Consider the following 17,927-nt stretch of genomic DNA (forward strand, 5'->3'; position numbering starts at 1 on the left):
ACAATGATGCGTGAAGAACAGCCGTTTTTGGTCAGCCTGCGGGCGGCCAGGGATGGCTTTTCTTATATTTGCTGCTGCCTGAGATTGCTGGATATTCATGTCATTCTCGTGGGAACGAATGTTTCTTTTGCTGAATACCGGGGTAATCATAATGCGGAACATAATATACGGCAAACTTAAAAGATAGGATCAAGGTGATCAACATGACTAGATGTGAACAATGCGGGAAACCGATGCAGGATATATTGGAATATGTAGAGCACATTCTTCACGAATGCAGTGAGCAGACCCCCGAGTACAGCTTAGAGGAATACAAAGCTTATGGCTATGAGGGTGTTCGCGAGCAGATGTGATACAATAGAAAGAAACCGGATACATTCGGAACCGAGGTGACAACATGGAGACGGGACCAGCCCCTTCCCGCGAAGGTACGACAGCACAAGAAACGCAGCGAACCAAGACATGTATGTATTGCGGAGAGTCGCGGCCTGCTTCTGATTTTCGGCGCAGGACCGGGAAAAAGGCGGGTCCCGGGGCCAGACGCGGGGCCTGCCGCCGCTGTCGACAGCACGGTGTACGGGAACGCCATGCAGAAGATAGTCAAGCGGGACAGGCCATCGATGCTGCCAAGCTTGAGCGTCGTGAGACAGAAGCGACTAAGACTCTGCGTACTGCTGAAGGGAGCGAGCGGGGCGAGGGTCCAGGAGGCGAGTTGAACTCCCCTCCACTAGCAAGTTCGACAACTTCAGAGGTGCAGGCCTCACTCGCTGAGCAGACCTCACAGCAGTTAAAGGATGCGGCGGCGATGTCTTCCGGAGGCAGTCAGCGCAAGAAAAGACGAAGACGGCGGAAACGGAAGCCTGTAGAGGCTGTAAATGCTCATGCTTCTGCCGATGCTCCTGCGCCGGAGCTGGATCGTGTCCGCGGCGGTCGCAGCAGTGCTCGTGGTGGCGCCGGCAAGGGAACTGCACGCTCTGTAGCTGCGGCGAAGGCACAGCCACCAGCTGCACCGGGGCGCGAGACCACCCATCATTCCAGCCGAAATCATGCCGCTGGAATGGATGGCAGGCCGCGGCGTCATCATGTGCCGCCAGCAGCAATCGACCCGGAAGATCCGGCTTCGCTTCGGACTAACCGGCAGGGTATGGTGCGCATGCGCGGCAAAACCGACAAGGGCCGCCGCTGGCATCAGGAAGTGGATATGGAGCTGGCGGTCACCCTGGTGAAGGAAAAAGCCGCTGTTGTTGTCAATCGGTATACCATTCGCCGTCTGTTCAGCAACAAGGATTTCAAGCGTTTTATTCTGGATCGGGACAACTATACCTGTTATTTCTGCGGCTCCTACGGTGATACCATTGACCATCTCCTTCCGCGGGCGAAGGGTGGACATACGACACCGCTTAATTGTGTCTGTGCCTGCAACCTGTGTAATCAGTCCAAGGCGGCGATGGATGCGGATGAGTTCATGCGTTCTGGAATACCTGAATGGAATGCCGCGCATCAGGCAGAGCTGCTGGAGCTTGAGCTGCAGGAGAGTGGGCTAGAGGATACGCATTGAAATTAGGGCGTGTCAACTCTGGAGGAAGCAGATTTCAAGACACGCCCTAGACATGTGCCGCTGAAATGCAGCCATTTCAATGCCGTTTACAAACAAGCAAAGTACACCGAGATCATATGATCATGGTGTGCTTTTTTGGTATTGTCTGATTCTCATCTATTTACATGTAAATGTTTTTGGATCAACGTGCATATCATATTTCTTCAAATTGACAACGGTATGGCAGCCCAATCTACGTTATACTTGTGGGGTAACTATTAAAGGTTCACAAAAAGGATGACTTGAGGTAGTTCAAACAGCTGTAACAGATTGATATAGATTGGATGGATGCGGATGACAACGGTAGCACTTGATATTATGTCATATATCACAGAAGAAAATATTCGGTTCTGGCTGGAGAAGTTCCGTTCTCTTGGTCCATTGCCAGGCATTTTGCTTACGTTTATGAAGTCCTTTGTTCCGCCGCTGCCTACGCTGCTTATCGTGGGGGTCAATGGAGCCGTATACGGCTTATGGGCTGGTTTTTTGTACTCCTGGATTGGCATGGTGCTGGGCTGTACTGTCACATTTCTGATTGTACGGGAGATTGGCAAATCGGCTTTTGTGGAAAAATGGGCCCGCAAACCGCGCGTACAGCGCAGTATGGTATGGATTCGCAGAAACGCATTCAGCTATGTTTTTCTGCTGAGCATATTCCCGGTAGGGCCGTTTGTCATTATTAACACTGCCGCAGGCATTGCGCGAATGCGCTTGTTATCCTTCCTGCTCGCGGTGGGTCTTGGCAAAGCCATCATGATTTTCTCTGTCACTTATATCGGTTCCAACGTGGAGCAGTTCCTTGAACACCCGGTACGCTGGATTGGCGTAATTCTGTTCATTGCCGTTTCCCTTTGGGCAAGCCGCAAGCTCGAGCGTCACTTCACCCGCTTTAACCCCGATCAGGATGAGCTGCAATCCCTGCACCAGAGCTCAGGAAATTCCATCTCTTCATAGCCCAAAGACAGAACAAGGGGTGTACAGCCGGAAAGTGCGCTATCCAGTTAGGAGGCTTATACATGATTCGAAGTGTATTTGATTTTGATAATGAGCTGCATCAGATGAATGAGGAAGAGCTGAGGTCGCTGCTGCGCGAGCTTTATCTACGAACAGATATGGCAATGAGCAACAAAAACGAAGACGCGCAAATCAATTGGTTTGCAGAGAAACAGCAGCAGCTGTTCAGCCGTTTGTCCGAGGATCGAAGGCTTAGGGAAAGGGAGCGTCCACTCCCTGATCTGCGGCATGCAGATGAGCTTCACATTGCTATTGGTGAAGCTCCTTTGGGCAGTATTAAGGTCGCCATGGGAAATTTCCCAGGTCGGTCAGGCAGATGTTTTTTTTCGCTGAATGATTATTATGCCATGGGTCCACTGGGTGATCTGGAGGATGAAATTGTGCTGCAGCGAAGACATTTATGGCTCCTGGATCGGCTTTATCTGACGGAGCACGGAAGTTATCTACTGCAAGGTTTGAAGCAACTGAAGTGTTTAAAACCATTTATGACTTCAATTAGTAACAATACCAAGGTTATCATCTGGTACGCCAATAATGGGCATGAACGAACCGGCATGTTATATGCCCTTTATTTGCTGAGACACTGTAAAAGTCCGATTACACTGATGGATACCACGGTATTGTATCGAGCAATGTTCAATGCTTCTGAACAGCAAGTTCTCCCCTTGGGCGAGATGATGACGGATCAATTGAGCATGATGTGGGAGCAAGGCATGGTTGCAAAATGGCTATCTTTTGAGCAGCGCAGCCTTATGGAGCAGGAATGGCTTGAACTGGCTTCGCAGTCTGGTACGCTGAGGTTGATGAAAAATGATGCAGTCCACAGCGTTCCAGAGAACAGCCTTGATGAATTTATTTTGCAGCAGGTCAAGAGGCTTGCGGCTGAACGTGCTGTGGGTGAATTTATTAATGGAGCCCGCGTAGTCGGAGAGGTGATGGGGAATTTGACTCAGGCTGTCGGTGACTCCTTTATTGAATACCGGGTTCGTCAGCTTGTGCTAATGGGTAAGCTTGATCTGGAGGGCAGCCCTCGCGCCATGCGTTTTTACCGCGTTCGACTAACGGGAGAGGGCTAACTCCAAATCTCCAGATCAACTGTTTCTGTATTTTAGTAAGCATCAAGGCTTTGACCACAGCTTGGTTAAGGGTCCATCCATACCATAAACCGGGTCTGTATCGGGTATAGGAACCTCCTCAATTTCCTGCAGCACTTTTGGACGTTCTCCCCGCACCCCGGTTCGAGTGTTGTAGCTCATGCCACCCGGATAAGCACCCGCGATTCGAAAATCGGAGCTGGCCTCCAGTCGTTTATGGCCTGTTCCCGCAGGAAGTACAACGACATCCCCGCTCTCCAGATACACCTTCTGTCCCTTTTCCCCGCCAAGAGTTAATTTGACAAACCCGCTAATTACGGCAAGCGCTTCATGAGCATTGCTGTGATAATGATGATAATTGAACACACCGTTAACCCAGCTGTTTCCCCACCCATTTTGGTTCAGACGTGCTTCGGCCAGGTGCGAGTCAGCCAGCCAGATCCCTTTGTACAATAGCACGGGATAATGTGGATGGTTTGGAATGATACCGTCGTCTTGAAAATAAAAGCTCTGAATACCGCTGTACTCTTCATTTACATTGTGCATTTCACTCATCATCAATAACCTCCTTCTGTATAAACAAGCAGTTCAATACATATAATAAAACAAAATTGCTGTAAAATGATACAAATTGTATCATTTTAAGGTTATACTCAATACATAGACCTTCTTCCTTGTACTCGCAGCATTTTTTCGATAGGGGGAACATGAGTGAATATTGTAATTACGGGAGCTTCTGGGTTTGTTGGATTTAATCTGTCACACTATTTGATGCAGAAGGGACATCAAGTCACTTTACTGGATCAGGATGACTATTGTCAGAGACTTGTTCACGGTTCTCCGCTGCTTGACATGCCTTATATCAAGTGTAATCTCGCAGAGGATCGCCTTCATCTGCCGCCCGGAACAGATCACATTATTCATCTTGCCGCCATGCCTCACGTCGATTATTCGTATCATCAGCCCTCAGAGGTATTTCGTAACAACACCCTCAGCACGCAGGCTATCCTTCAATATGCTTTGACCCATGGCATCCCTCTTTTACTGGCATCATCCGTTGAGGTGTACGGCGGTGAATGGGGCAGAGTTTACCGTGAATCAGACCCATATAGCCCCGTTTCCCCTTACTCTGCTTCCAAAGTAGCCTGCGAAACACTGGCCATGTCTTATGCTCAATGTTATCAGCTTCCGGTCAACATATTCCGCCTCACCAATCTGTATGGGCCATGGCAGCTGCCTGATCGCATTATTCCGCGGAATTTTGGACGTATGCTGGATGGACTGCCACTGGATATTCAGGGATCGGCCGTACGCGATTTCCTGTATATCGATGATGCACTGCGCGCAATTGAACAGATTATGCTCAGTGGTCAGAATGGACAAACGTACAATATTTCTACCGGGATCGGGACGACGATGCAGGAGATCGGTATGCTGATGGAGCCGCTGGCTCGTTCCGCTGAAGCGATGGAAATTCGGCAGCAGGAGCCAACGCAATCCAGAGGATCTAGTTTGGTAGTTCACTCCGGCAAGCTGCGTGCAGCATTTGGATGGTATCCAGAGATTACCCTGGAACAGGGTCTGGAGAAAACATTCCAGTGGTATCAGGAACATGCCGATTGGGTAAGGCAATTCAGCCGGGAGTATCACACAACACGTGAAAACAGAAGTTTTATCATTGATATGGCGCGTTATGCAGTGCCAGCGGTATAGTACAAAAAAAGCCAGGGAAGGGTGGTTCAATCAACACCTTCCTTGGCTTTTTTGCGCCTCCGTCACCGGGCCCGGCAGTTCAGAACAGTTCCAAACGTATAGAACCGGGACGGTCAGGCCAGTTTAACACGCGGCACCTGTTCATTTACGCTATAGGCGTGAGATTGGACCGAGTGTGCAAAAATCTTGTACCTTATTCGTGATGTTTTTTCACATCGGCAACTTTATCCTGAACGGCCCCTTTGGCCTTATCCATTTTACCCTCAGCCTGAAGGGACTTGTTGTTCGTTGCGTTACCGATCTGATCCTTCACTTCGCCTTTGGCTTTGTTAACGCCTGCTTTGATTTTATCGCTAGTTGAATTACTCATATCGAACATCTCCTTCGTTGTCTGGTGTAGTGTTTATTAACCGGGCTGAAGATCCTTTAAACGCTATAGCTTTAAAAGGCACTCCTAAGACATTGCAAAAGACATTACAAAAAAATATCGTTGGATCTGTCAGAAATCATCCCTTTTCAGAGTCATCTAAGTATAAGCATCGCAAAGTGGTGCACTATCCATCCTAGAGGAGATGTTATGATGAAGAACAACTATATCGGTAATGCGGCTTACTGTTATGCCAATTCAGCTGCGATGCTGCTGGCCTCCATCGGGGAGAAAGTCGAACCAGGCTTGCTTGAAGTGGTTGGTGGATTTTCGTTGGGGGCATTTCTTGCGCCCAATAATATTTTATTTTTTGATAATTGCAGCCTGAGTCCAGATTTTGCTGTGACCAAAGCGCTGAATATTTTGGGGTTTACTGTGAAGGAGGTGGCTTATGACCGGGGCTCACGTATGCCGTTAGATGAACTCAAAGCATCTTTGAGTAAAGGGCCAGTCATGGTGGGACCGCTGAACATGGGCAAGCTCAATTACAATCCGAATTACAAAGCGCTTGAAGGTTCTGATCATTATGTCTTGTTACTGGACCTTGAAGGGGAAGAATTATTGTTGCATGACCCGGCAGGTTTCCCTAATGTGTATTTAGGATTAGAGCAGCTTGAAGAAGCCTGGAGAACCGAGTTCCCCTGGAGTGAAAAGGTATATCGCAGCTGGCATCAGCCTGAACGAGTGGAGCATCCTGACAGAACAGAGATCGATCACCGGGCTTGTGTCTGGTTCCGTTCCAGCTTGATCGAACAGAATAAGGATAAGGTGAATGGCGGGAGGACGGGGGCTGCTGCGATCATGCGGAAGTCTGAACAGATCAGGTTGGGCGAATTGAGTGATAACGAATGGGCGCATTATGTCTATTTTACACTGCCGGTTGGTGCACGCCGGGCGGAGGATTATCGTTTGTTTTTTGAAAAGATAAATCCTGCTCTGTCTGCTTTGAAGCATACCCAATCCCTTCAGATGGGGGCATGCCAGAGCCGCCTTGTGTCCCGAAACTGGGATGAGGCTGGACGATGGATGAGTGAGCTCGCAGAGACAGAAGCGAGATTAGAGGCAGAGATCATGAAGATGAAGTTTGATTGAGCAAGAAGTACAGCGCAGTATTTCATGTTTCAGAGCGAGAGAGGGGCATAGTATGCAAAAAGCGAAGAATGACAGACAGCAGGCAGAACCCTCGGCTGAAGGACATAACCATACCCCACACGCTCCGGGCAATTACTCCGGGATGCCGGACGAGCAGATCGTTCAGCATATCAAGCATGGAGACCAGCAGGCATTTGACGAGTTAGTGCTGCGATATCGTTCCAGACTTCACCGATACGTACGAAGCATCACACAGGATGAAAATCTTGCAGAAGACGTAGTACAAGAGGGATTTATTCGTGCTTATCATCATATGGATCAATTGCAGGATTCCAATCGCTTGCTCGCCTGGCTGCAGCGAATTGTGAGGAATCAGGCTTATTCATATATAGAGCGGCGAATTCGTCTGCAGGAGCAATATTTTTCCTCTTTTCCAGATCGAAGAGATTCCAGTTTCACAGATGAATCCGGGATTCGGCAGCATTCACCCGGGCATCTTCTCAATGACCAGCTTAGTTTGACTTTACTGAAAGCACAGGAAATAAGCGATGACCCCTATCACGCAGCCGCTGCAGCGGAAACAAATCAATACATCCGTCAACTGCTGGCAGGATTAAATGAGAAGGAACGCCTGATCTGTGTAAGTCATTGGATCGAACAACTGTCACCCAAAGATATTGCAGATCAAACCGGGTTGACGATTGCTAATATTTATCAAATTCTATCCCGCTGCCGAAAAAAACTGTCACGGCATCACATTCAGCAAGGTGTGGATGAGATGCTCAGAGACAACGTGTCATTGCTGCCACAGTGTGTGGTGCTGAATGAACCGCAGACATTTCATGCACCGCTGACATGGAGTTCTGCAGCCGCAGCCATATATGAGATGTTAAGTTATATAGAGAACTCACTTTCGCTTCCTATGGTTATGGGCTGTACCGGTCTTGCTTTTCGGATCACTATATTTCCAGCGAATCTGCATATTGCAGGGCCAACAGCTTTTAATTTCAAAGAAGTGCTTGGAAGAGGGCTGCGACATATGGGTTATCTTCCATCAGCTGTTGAGGCAACAGCCAGTGAGGTTGGATTGAATGCTAATCTGGTGGAGCCTGCTTTACTTCAGGATGCTGCCAAAAACAAGCGGATGTTACACCCGAGACTGATTCGGGCACTGTCGATGATCCGTTACTCTGTATCCAGGGGAATTCCAGCAGTCGTGTGGGATTTGAACATTCCTGAATTCGGGCTGGTCTATGGATACGATGATCAGAGTCGTACACTGCACGGTGTCGATTTCATTCAATCGGCTGTCATTCCCTATGACCATCTGGGGAGGGGGGTAAACGAGGAAATCTTCGTTCTGTCCGTAGAACCGGGCCGTATACGTGACGAGATCAACCTTAAAGCCGTGCTGCAGGATGCTCTGGCACACTATGAAGGCCGTGATGCAAATACGCTGCCCGGTACGGTAAGTGGTTTGGCTGCGTATGGTGTGTGGCGAGAGGCTCTGAGAACAGGTGACATTGAGCCCAATGGACATGCATATAATATTGCCGTTCTATGGGATGCGCGAGCTTATGCCAGGTCATTCTTTGCTGAGCTACGTCAATTATGGACCGTTTCAGCAGACAAGTACTCCATTGAACCGACCAGGGATGTTGGTGACAACCTTTCAAGCATCTGCCTGAATACAATGCATTTTATTCAGTTATGCCGGATGGCAGAGGAGAAATACTGTTTGATTGCGGAGAAGCTGCACCTTTTAGTGGAATGTTTTCCTTTCCCTGATGGTGGGGCTTTAGGCAAACAGGATGTGATGGATCAAGCGATCGCTGTGCTGCAGGAGGTGGAACAGCTGGAACGCGCTGTCATGGCCATTTTGCATTCAATGTATGTTCTGTTGGAGGACGTATAGCTGCATAAGTAACATAGGGGGAAAAACACATCGCATATGAGCCTGCTTTGTGTTTTTTTGCATTCTGATCAGAAGAGGTTCATACTTGAATGAGTAAGATGTTCTCACCTGAAGTATAAGGCCGGGACTGACGCCGCATAATAACCAAAGTGACCAAATTCGTTGCACGGACGGTATATTTTCGGAAAATTTTTCTGGAAAAACGTTCAATATGCACCTTTCATATGTGCTTTTCGTACATATGGTTTATTGTGATCATGTCTTAACACCATATGTGGTAGATCTGGACGTTAGAGAACGTTGCCTGACCGCTTGAGACATGTCTACACGCCTTGACAAAAAAATCGATTTTGTTACAATGTTCACAATATCTTCACAAGTGTAAAAAATTTCTTTTTCATGTTCATGTGTAAGAGGTGTAATATAAGGGTATAGAGTTCGGTTTCGGCCTGCTTGTCGTTTAGTGCGTCAACATGTGTTGTGCGCAACAGACCCAACATACCATGCATAGGTGAGGGTGGTCTCTGGCTACGCTTATCCTAATGTGTGAAATTTGGTACATTTAGTGTATTGATGTATTTGTGGTTCGGCTCAGCTTGACAGGCATCATGAAAGTCGCGGACTTCTATCCCAAAGTAAAGGAGGACTTTCTCTTATGTCACAATCGCCTACTCAACAAGAGGTGCCAGTAACAGAAGGCGCCAACGTATCCGAGCGCCAGTCCCTGGACGTGCTGGATCAACTGATGAAGCCCGAGGTACAGGAGTCTTTAACTGTATTGGTGGAGAACCTGCCTAAATTGGCTGAAATGGTTACTGCAATGACGAAAGCTTATGACTTTGCACAAGGCATCGCATCAGACAAAGTGCTGATCAGCGATACGATGAGTGCAATGGGTGAATTCGCTAAGCCAGTTGTAGAAAAAGCCAAAGGGGTAGCTTCTGCTGCCATCGAGGCCAATGACCGTGCGCAAACCGAGCAAGCTTCGGTTGGCTTGTTCGCTATGCTCAAAATGCTTAAAGATCCAAACGTACAACAAACGCTTCGTTTTGCTCAATCTTTCCTGAGCATTCTGAACGAGCGTCAACAACAGCAACGTTAAGATTAGAAGAACGGAGGATGGATATGTCGAAGCAAATTTTGATCTTGGGCGGAGGTTACGGCGGTCTTCTCACAGCGCTGACTGCACGTCAATACCTGACACCGGAAGAAGCAACAATTACAGTTGTGAACCGGTACCCGACGCACCAAATTATTACGGAACTGCACCGTCTTGCAGCAGGAAGCATTGCTGAGAAGGCAGTTGCTCTTCCACTGGAAAAATTGCTGCGCGGTAAAGATGTGAACCTGAAAATCGATACGGTGGATACAATCAAGCCTGACGAGAAAAAAGTTCTCATGACCAGTGGCTCCACATACTCTTATGATGCACTCGTCGTTGCTCTGGGCAGCGAAACAGCATTCTTCGGAATTCCGGGTCTGCAAGAGTACAGCTTCACCCTCAAATCGGTGAACGATGCTAATCGCATTCGTGCACACGTTGAGGCACGTCTTGATGCTTACAAACAATCCGGCAACAAAGCAGACGCAACGTTTGTTATTGGCGGCGGCGGTTTGACAGGCATCGAGCTTGTTGGTGAATTCGCGGACCTTCTGCCAGGCGTATGCCAACAGAAAGGTATCGATTTCAACGATATCTCCCTCTACACCGTAGAAGCAGGTCCTTCCATTCTGGCTGGTTTCCCGCCAGAGCTGGTTGATCGTGCGAAATCCAGTCTCGAAAAACGCGGCGTAAACTTCATCGTTGGCGTGGCGATTACCGAGATGAAAGAAAACGAAGTATTGCTGAAAGACGGCAGCTCGATCCCTACGAATACACTCGTATGGACGGGTGGCGTACAAGGTAATGCGGTTGTTGCAAACAGCGGAATTGAAGTGGATCGCGGCCGTGCGAAAGTAACGGAAGTTCTGCAATCCACATCCCACAAAGACGTGTTTGTTGCTGGTGACAGCGCAGTGGTCTTCCCTAGCGAAGGCGCTCGTCCATACCCTCCAACAGCACAGCTGGCTTGGCAAATGGGTGAAACCATTGGTCACAACCTTGGCGTAATGTTCAAAGGTGGAGCAATGGAATCCTTCACACCGGTATTCTCCGGTACACTGGGAAGCCTGGGTCGCAAGGACGCTGTCGGCATGATCGGTGGCAACCAGACTCGCCTGAAAGGTCTGCCTGCAACCATGATGAAGGAAGCAAGTAACATCCGTTACCTGTCCCACATCCATGGCTTGTTCGCACTGGCTTATTAATCTATAACACAACATCAAGGGGCGCCCGTCGGGCGTCCTTTTTTGGTATGCACATAAGAGTATGAACATGGGCTGTCATACAGATATTAAACAGAACTATAGAAACGTGGAACTAGCTTCTTGCGCTTAGAAGCCCCTGCTTTCGTTTAAAAGATAGAACGGGGCTTTGACGTCGAAGGCCAATCAATGGAAACTTTAAAATAACAGGCAGGGGAGCGATGTATCGTTCTCTTGTACACCCGAGAGGAGAATGAAAGATGAATGTACTGGTGATTGGAGCGAACGGACAGATCGGTAAACATCTCGTTGAACAGCTGGCACAGGAAGGCAAACATCAGGTCACGGCTATGATTCGCAAACCCGAGCAGGCAGACACATTAAAGAAACTGGGCGCCCAGGTAGTTGTGGGTGATCTGGAGGGTACAGTGGATGATCTTACCGAGGTCATGAAAGATCAGAGTGCCATTGTGTTTACAGCAGGCTCCGGGGGTTCGACTGGCCCGGACAAAACATTGCTCATCGACCTGGACGGTGCAGTAAAAACGATGGAGGCCGCAGAGAAACAACGTATTTCCAGATATATTCTGGTCAGTGCCTATGGGGCAGATCAGCGAAGCAAATGGCCGGAAGAGATCAAACCCTATTACGTGGCGAAGCATTTTGCAGACCGGGCGCTGTTTGCCAGTGAACTGAACTACACTATCATTCGTCCCGGGGGCTTGAAAAATGAACCAGGAACCGGCAAGGTGACTGTAGGTACCGATCTGAAGCCGGGTAGTATTGCTCGTGAAGATGTGGCACGTGTGATTGCTGCCTCTTTACAAGAAGAAAAGACTTATCGCATGGCCTTTGATCTGGTAGCAGGTGAGCAATCCATATCGGATGCTTTGGGCAATTTATAGATAGATGTTGTAAGATAACGGGAGAACGATATGACGGGGCAAAGGGGGAGCGGCATGAATGAGGCTGTGCTGATCATTGAGGATGAGCCCAAAATTGCAAGGCTGCTTGAACTGGAATTACAGTATGAAGGATATCAGGTCACAAAGGCAGGAAGTGGAACGGAAGGGCTGGAGAAGTACACAGAAGGACAGTGGGATCTGATTCTGCTCGACATTATGCTGCCCGGACTGAGCGGCATCGAGGTACTGCGACGGATTCGGTCCAGAGATGCAGCAGTCCCGATTATTATGCTGACAGCCAAGGATTCCGTCGAAGATAAAGTGTCCGGTCTGGACCTCGGGGCCAATGACTATATCACCAAGCCGTTTCAGATCGAAGAGCTGCTGGCGAGAGTGCGAGCTGCGCTGCGCCTTGCCGCAACCGTCTCTGCAAGGTTGACGGCTACTGCTTCCGGGCAGGAAGCAGAGCAGGGAATGGCGAGTCAGCTGCATGAAGCACAGGAGGAGTGGCTGACAGCTGCGAACTTGAAGCTGCATGAAGGCACACGCGAGGTATTTCGGGATGGACAAGCCATTGAGCTTACCCCCCGTGAGTTTGATCTGCTGGTCTATCTGCTGCGCAACCAGCGTCAGGTGCTGAGTCGTGAGCAGATTGTGCAGTCTGTGTGGGGATACGATTATTATGGGGACACCAATGTGGTGGACGTGTATATCCGTTATGTGCGCAAAAAGGTAGATAACGGATTCACGCCGCCCTTGATACATACGGTGAGGGGCGTAGGATACGTCCTGAAGGAGCAATCATGAGCCTGCGCAGTAAAATCTACGGATACTCGTCGGTTTTATTTGCCGTGCTGTTAATTGCAGTGAATCTGTCTGTATATCTTGTGTTTGAGCGGATATCCATAAATAACGAGATTCACCGTGTGGAAGCGGAGGCGGAGTCCATCGTGACAGGGGTACGTCAGTCTGCCGACTCGATTCCACCTGATGATCTGCTGCGGGCTTATGCTCCAGTCAACGGCATGCTTCGTATAGTACATGAAGACGGGAGCAGCTCGCCAGCAACGACAACCGGAACATCGGAGCGGCTCAGCAAGCTGCCGTATCAGTATGAAAACAAGACGAAATCGGAGTATGTGCAGGTTGACCAGGTCGGTTATGTACGGGTCTCGATGCCGCTAATCTGGCCGGATGGAGAAGTAGTCAATCTACAGGTGACGCAGAGCGTGGCTGAAACAGAAGATGGGCTTGCTACTTTGCGGACTGTTCTGGTTATCGTTACCATTGTTGCGTTAATTCCCGCTGTAGTGTCCAGTCGAATACTGGCGAACAGGATGGCAAGACCTATTCAGCAGATGACACGTACGATGAGTGATATTCAAGCCAGTGGGCAATTCAAACGGCTTCCGCTGGAGCAAAAGTCAAAGGATGAATTACATACGATGGGTCAGACGTTCAACCGTATGATCGAGCTGCTGGAATCGAACTTTGAACGGCAGGAGCGTTTCGTATCGGATGCTTCGCATGAACTAAAAACACCGCTGACCATTATCGAAAGCTACGCCAGTCTGCTCAAGCGACGGGGCAAGGAGCGGCCTGAAGTATTCGACGAGGCCGTGGAGGCGATTCTGTCTGAATCGGTACGCATGCGGGAGATGACGGAGCAGCTGCTAATGCTGGCAAAGCAGCCGGAGCAAATGAACGTGCAGCTGGAGCCCGTGGATATTGCCGAGCTGGCTACGGCGTCCACCCGTGCATTCCGTGAAGCGTACCATCGTGAAGTGCGGTGTTACTCCGACACTCCGGGTTCAATCTGGGCAATCAGCGATGAGAGCAAGCTGAAGCAGATGCTTTTTATTTTGCTGGACAATGCGCGGAAATATAGTGAGGATGCTATTGAAGTAAAGCTGGAGACTCGGGGTGAAAGCTGCCGGATACGGATCGTGGATAAAGGCATTGGTATCCGTGAGGAAGAACTGGCTAAGGTATTCGATCGTTTCTATCAGGTGGATGTGTCCAGAACACGCAGCCGCGGTGCTCGTGGGTCCGGGCTTGGGTTATCTCTTGCCAAAGAGCTGGCAGGCGCTGTGGGAGCACAGATTGAACTAACCAGTACCGAGGGTGTGGGTACGGAGGCCTGTATTATTTTGCCACGATCCGTATCAAACAGCCCTGACCGTCCGCTCTCATGAAATTCTAATTCTTCTCTTCTATAATCGGGGGAACGATATCATTAACTTGAGAGCAGCGGAAGAATGGGAGGGGGAGTATGGATGGCTGGACATGAACAGCGGCCTGAGATGACACGAAGTGAGCCGAAACAGGAGCAAGGGAAGAGAAATGATGCTCGTCATAGCCGCAACAAGGGAACAGGATTGCGAAGACTGCTGTGGTGGGGAGCCGGGGCATTGACAGTGGTGCTTCTTGTAGCGGTTGTGTGGTGGAAGCCGTGGGAGCCTGGTCGTGAGCAGTTGTCTGCTGAAGCGGCAGCACAAGCAGTATTGGCACAATACCCCGGAGAGATTCTTCATTCTACGTTGCAGGACGGCGCCTATATGATTCAGCTTCGTTCGGAGACGGGATTATATGATGTGCAGGTTGATGCTACGACAGCGGCAGTCCAATCCATCCAACGGCTGGAGACAAGTCCGCAGGTCGAAGAGAAGACGTTGTTGAGCCGCGAGCAGATGAAGTCCGAGCTATCGAAGCAAAGAACAGGTGAGCAGCTAGTATCTCTGGAGCTCATAGAACAGCAGGGCAGTCCTGTTTACTCCGCCGTAGTCAAAGCCAAGGATAACAGCCGTCAGGAGCTGACGATTGATCCATATACAGGTGAGGTTCTGTCCTCCAAAGCGATCAAGGCTGACCCCTCCTCCGAAGCGGGAGGTAAGACAAGTGAGCCGAAGTTTCTAAGTGAGAAGCAGGCCAGGCAGAAGGCGTTGTCGAGAGTGCCTGGCGAAGTAGACGATGTGGAGCTGCGTGGCACAAACAGCGGTAATCCCTATTATCTGGTTGAAATTGATCTGGAGGATGGGCGAGAAGCTACTGTTCAAGTCAATGCCATATCGGGTGCCATCAGATCTGTGACTTGGGACAAAGACGATGACTAACAGAAAAGATAAAGAACACCTGATTTTCTCATCTAATTCTAATCTTTCTCTCGCCAAGCTCTCATCTGGGCAGGGTACGATATACCTGTAGCCAAGAACGAGAACATAACCGAGGAGATGAATGATGATGAACAAACATAAACTATGGATCGGCAGCTTGTCCGCAGCGGTGCTGCTTGGTGGATCGGCCGTGGCAGCCAGCGGCAATATAAATGGACAGCCAGCTCCGAAGGTGCAATCTGTTACTACGCAGTCTGCAGCCTCAACGACACCGTCTGTTACTTCGAACCAGAGCAGCACAGGCAAACTGCTCACTATAGCACAAGCGAAAGAAATCGCTCTGAAAGCGGTGGAGGGCAAGGTTGACGATGTCGATCTGGAGCGCAGAAATGGACAGACCTTCTATGAAGTCGAGATTGATCGGAAAGGCAGTCCTGATGTGAATGTTCGACTGGATGCGTATACAGGCAAAATCCTGGCAATTGTGAATGACGATGATGATGATAAATATGATGACAATCGTGCGGCAGCAGGCAGTTCTTCAAGCACTGCAGTTTCCAATCAGGTTAAACTGACAGCAGCCCAGGCTTCCGATATCGCATTGAAACAGGTGAGCGGCGGCAAAGTGACAAAGGTTGAACTGGACCGTGAGCATGGACGCTATGTGTATGAGATCGAGCTGAGAACGGCTCAGGGTGAGGCAGATGTAGATATCGACGCGAACACGGGCAAAGTGCTCTCGGTAGATCAGGATTTTGATGATGAGGATTGATATCTTTCAGAGGAGAGCGAGCATGACATGTGGTTGACGGTATAATAACTGTATAATTACGTTAGTTGTGAAGCGTCTCCGGGCTGTTGTCCAATATGCCGAATGCACCTGGCAGCAGCTCTTGGGCTGAGAATTGTGAAAGGTATGGAGATAGGGCGAGCCTAGTAAAGGACAACGGGGAAACCATAGCGGGTATAGCAGGAAGCACTTCGATATGAAGTGCTTTTTTTCAGTGCGTCTATATTAAAAGGATGGATTGTACATCAATCGGCGAATTGTTCACTATGCACGCCAAGAGTGGGTGGATACAATTGGAACTATGGAGGTGATATTTGAAGAATACCACAGTACTATTGTGCACAGGCTGAATCGCATCATGATTGGAGGCAAAGGGGGCGTAAGTAGTTATGTGATCATTTTTCTTTTTTTGTAAGCGCTTTATAAATTGGGAGGTGTATCTTATATGGATGTTTACAGCCATCAACCCAAGAATAAAGATATACGTCGTTTGACACGGCTATGGTGTTATATCCTTGCATTGGTACTAGTGCTGCAATCATTAGGCATGTTATTTGCCCAGGTTTCTGATGTATCGGCAGCTCCAGTACAAGTAACCAATGGTGTGCAGTTCAAGGATACGAATGGAAATGTGATTCATGCCCATGGGGGAGGCATGATCAAGGCAAACGGATATTATTACTGGTTCGGTGAGAATCGCAATGGGAATGGTACATTCAAGGCTGTATCCGTCTATCGTTCATCAGACCTGAAAAACTGGGAGTATCGCAACGATGTGCTTACCAGCAGTTCCGCATCCGAGTTGAACCTTTCCAACATTGAACGTCCTAAAGTCATCTATAACAGTACAACAGGGAAGTATGTCCTTTGGATGCACAAAGAGAATGGTGTTGATTACGGGGAAGCTAAAGTGGCGGTCGCCACATCCAGCACGGTAGATGGCAATTATACTTACGTAGGCAGTTTTCGCCCGCTCGGATATGATTCGAGAGATATGACCGTGTATAACGACAATGGCACCGCTTATCTGATTTCGGCGACACGTGTGAATGCCGACCTCAACATCTACAAGCTGACACCAGATTTTCTGGGTGTGGAATCTCTTGTGACCACATTGTGGCCGGGACAGTATCGCGAAGCGCCGGCTCTGTTCAAGCGGAACGGAGTTTATTTCCTAATCACCTCAGGTGCAACCGGATGGAGCCCGAATCAGGCTAAATATGCGACAGCTTCAAGTATAACAGGAACCTGGAGCGGTCTAAGTAATTTTGGAGACAGTACAACGTATGGATCACAATCTGCTTATGTTATTCCAGTGGAGGGTTCGCAGACAACATCCTATCTTTATATGGGAGATCGCTGGGCGGGAGCATGGAGCGGCCCTGTACAAGATTCCAAATATGTGTGGCTTCCTCTCTCCTTCTCAAGTACAACAAGTCTTGCGATGAACTGGTCCAGCAGCATCACCATGGATACGGCAACCGGGGTCGTGACGGGTATGAACGGGCCGGATGTATGGGAGCCGAGCGTATCCTATCAGATGATCAGCCGAAAAAGCAATAAGCTGCTGAGCGTCATTGGAGGTTCCGCAGCCAACGGAGCTGACCTGGAGCAGCGGGCAGACGGCGGATTAACAAGTCAGCAGTGGCAGATTACGGATGCAGGCGGAGGTTACGTCAAAATAATTAACCGCTCCAGCGGCAAGCTGATCGGAGTAGAAAATGGCTCCACCGCGGATGGAGCTGTCATTGAGCAATGGAGCGATGGCGGCTGGGAAAGCCAGCACTGGCAGCTTGTGCATGTTGGCGGCGGTTATTACAAGCTGAAGAACCGAAGCACAGGCAAAGTACTCGACATCTCGGGTCAGTCTCTGGCAGATGGAGCAGCAGCTATTCAGTGGTCGGATAACGGAGGAACCAATCAGCAATTTCAGATCGTGAAGGTGCAGTAAGCGCACTTTATC

Annotated in this window: 18 protein-coding genes; 16 read left to right on the top strand and 2 right to left on the bottom strand. The window is 49.2% G+C overall.

Annotated features, from left to right (window positions below; genetic code table 11):
- The first annotated feature begins 3 nt into the window (after window positions 1-3).
- The 5 genes from ACQSGY_RS18205 to ACQSGY_RS18225 all read left to right on the top strand — a co-directional run bounded on the left by ACQSGY_RS18205 (window position 4) and on the right by ACQSGY_RS18225 (window position 3,687).
- Window positions 4-180, top strand: a complete 177-nt coding sequence (locus tag ACQSGY_RS18205; RefSeq protein ID WP_427179632.1) for a hypothetical protein — start codon at window positions 4-6, stop codon at window positions 178-180.
- Window positions 181-203: 23 nt separating this feature from the next.
- Entirely contained in the window at window positions 204-353 is a 150-nt protein-coding gene (locus ACQSGY_RS18210) for a hypothetical protein (RefSeq protein WP_216515215.1), read from the top strand.
- Between the two features lie 44 nt (window positions 354-397).
- Complete coding sequence (locus ACQSGY_RS18215) at window positions 398-1,558, top strand: HNH endonuclease (protein WP_427179634.1); 1,161 nt, start codon at window positions 398-400, stop codon at window positions 1,556-1,558.
- A 357-nt stretch (window positions 1,559-1,915) separates the two neighbouring features.
- On the top strand, window positions 1,916-2,551 hold the full coding sequence (locus ACQSGY_RS18220; RefSeq protein WP_427179636.1) for a TVP38/TMEM64 family protein: 636 nt from the start codon (window positions 1,916-1,918) through the stop codon (window positions 2,549-2,551).
- A 62-nt stretch (window positions 2,552-2,613) separates the two neighbouring features.
- The gene (locus ACQSGY_RS18225) at window positions 2,614-3,687 is read left to right on the top strand and encodes a DUF1835 domain-containing protein (protein WP_427179638.1); all 1,074 of its coding nucleotides are present in this window, start codon (window positions 2,614-2,616) and stop codon (window positions 3,685-3,687) included.
- 42 nt (window positions 3,688-3,729) lie between these two features.
- Here ACQSGY_RS18225 and ACQSGY_RS18230 read toward each other — a convergent pair whose 3' ends face one another.
- The gene (locus tag ACQSGY_RS18230; protein ID WP_427179639.1) at window positions 3,730-4,263 is read right to left on the bottom strand and encodes a cupin domain-containing protein; all 534 of its coding nucleotides are present in this window, start codon (window positions 4,261-4,263) and stop codon (window positions 3,730-3,732) included.
- Between the two features lie 153 nt (window positions 4,264-4,416).
- On the opposite strand from ACQSGY_RS18230, the gene ACQSGY_RS18235 reads away from it, so the two are divergent.
- Complete coding sequence (locus tag ACQSGY_RS18235; RefSeq protein WP_427179641.1) at window positions 4,417-5,418, top strand: NAD-dependent epimerase/dehydratase family protein; 1,002 nt, start codon at window positions 4,417-4,419, stop codon at window positions 5,416-5,418.
- 193 nt (window positions 5,419-5,611) lie between these two features.
- On the opposite strand, the gene ACQSGY_RS18240 is transcribed toward ACQSGY_RS18235, so the two are convergent.
- A complete protein-coding gene (locus ACQSGY_RS18240; RefSeq protein WP_184180880.1) occupies window positions 5,612-5,788 on the bottom strand; it encodes a CsbD family protein in 177 nt (58 codons plus the stop codon).
- A 207-nt stretch (window positions 5,789-5,995) separates the two neighbouring features.
- Between ACQSGY_RS18240 and ACQSGY_RS18245 the strand changes: the two genes are divergently transcribed.
- The 10 genes from ACQSGY_RS18245 (at window position 5,996) to ACQSGY_RS18290 (ending at window position 17,915) form a co-directional block, all read left to right on the top strand.
- Window positions 5,996-6,937 carry a hypothetical protein gene (locus tag ACQSGY_RS18245; protein ID WP_427179643.1) on the top strand — a complete coding sequence of 314 codons (942 nt, stop codon included), beginning with the start codon at window positions 5,996-5,998 and terminating at the stop codon, window positions 6,935-6,937.
- A gap of 52 nt (window positions 6,938-6,989) precedes the next feature.
- Window positions 6,990-8,852 carry an RNA polymerase sigma factor gene (locus tag ACQSGY_RS18250; RefSeq protein WP_427179645.1) on the top strand — a complete coding sequence of 621 codons (1,863 nt, stop codon included), beginning with the start codon at window positions 6,990-6,992 and terminating at the stop codon, window positions 8,850-8,852.
- Between the two features lie 655 nt (window positions 8,853-9,507).
- Window positions 9,508-9,954 (top strand): DUF1641 domain-containing protein, encoded by a 447-nt coding sequence (locus ACQSGY_RS18255; protein WP_216515210.1) that lies wholly within the window; start codon window positions 9,508-9,510, stop codon window positions 9,952-9,954.
- A gap of 23 nt (window positions 9,955-9,977) precedes the next feature.
- Complete coding sequence (locus ACQSGY_RS18260) at window positions 9,978-11,159, top strand: NAD(P)/FAD-dependent oxidoreductase (protein WP_111268467.1); 1,182 nt, start codon at window positions 9,978-9,980, stop codon at window positions 11,157-11,159.
- Between the two features lie 257 nt (window positions 11,160-11,416).
- A complete protein-coding gene (locus ACQSGY_RS18265) occupies window positions 11,417-12,061 on the top strand; it encodes an SDR family oxidoreductase (protein ID WP_427179647.1) in 645 nt (214 codons plus the stop codon).
- 54 nt (window positions 12,062-12,115) lie between these two features.
- A complete protein-coding gene (locus ACQSGY_RS18270) occupies window positions 12,116-12,868 on the top strand; it encodes a response regulator transcription factor (protein ID WP_289377019.1) in 753 nt (250 codons plus the stop codon).
- Window positions 12,865-14,256 (top strand): sensor histidine kinase, encoded by a 1,392-nt coding sequence (locus ACQSGY_RS18275; RefSeq protein WP_427179649.1) that lies wholly within the window; start codon window positions 12,865-12,867, stop codon window positions 14,254-14,256. The genes ACQSGY_RS18270 and ACQSGY_RS18275 overlap by 4 nt, the downstream gene beginning before the upstream one ends.
- An 81-nt stretch (window positions 14,257-14,337) precedes the next feature.
- Window positions 14,338-15,174 carry a PepSY domain-containing protein gene (locus ACQSGY_RS18280; protein WP_427179650.1) on the top strand — a complete coding sequence of 279 codons (837 nt, stop codon included), beginning with the start codon at window positions 14,338-14,340 and terminating at the stop codon, window positions 15,172-15,174.
- A gap of 127 nt (window positions 15,175-15,301) precedes the next feature.
- Window positions 15,302-15,946: a PepSY domain-containing protein gene (locus ACQSGY_RS18285; RefSeq protein WP_427179652.1), complete on the top strand. Its 645-nt coding sequence runs from the start codon at window positions 15,302-15,304 to the stop codon at window positions 15,944-15,946.
- Window positions 15,947-16,409: 463 nt separating this feature from the next.
- Window positions 16,410-17,915 (top strand): RICIN domain-containing protein, encoded by a 1,506-nt coding sequence (locus ACQSGY_RS18290; protein ID WP_427179654.1) that lies wholly within the window; start codon window positions 16,410-16,412, stop codon window positions 17,913-17,915.
- Window positions 17,916-17,927: the final 12 nt, after the last annotated feature.

It is taken from the genome of Paenibacillus sp. TC-CSREp1 (genome assembly GCF_050171015.1).
Classification (GTDB): Bacteria; Bacillota; Bacilli; order Paenibacillales; family Paenibacillaceae; genus Paenibacillus; species Paenibacillus silvae.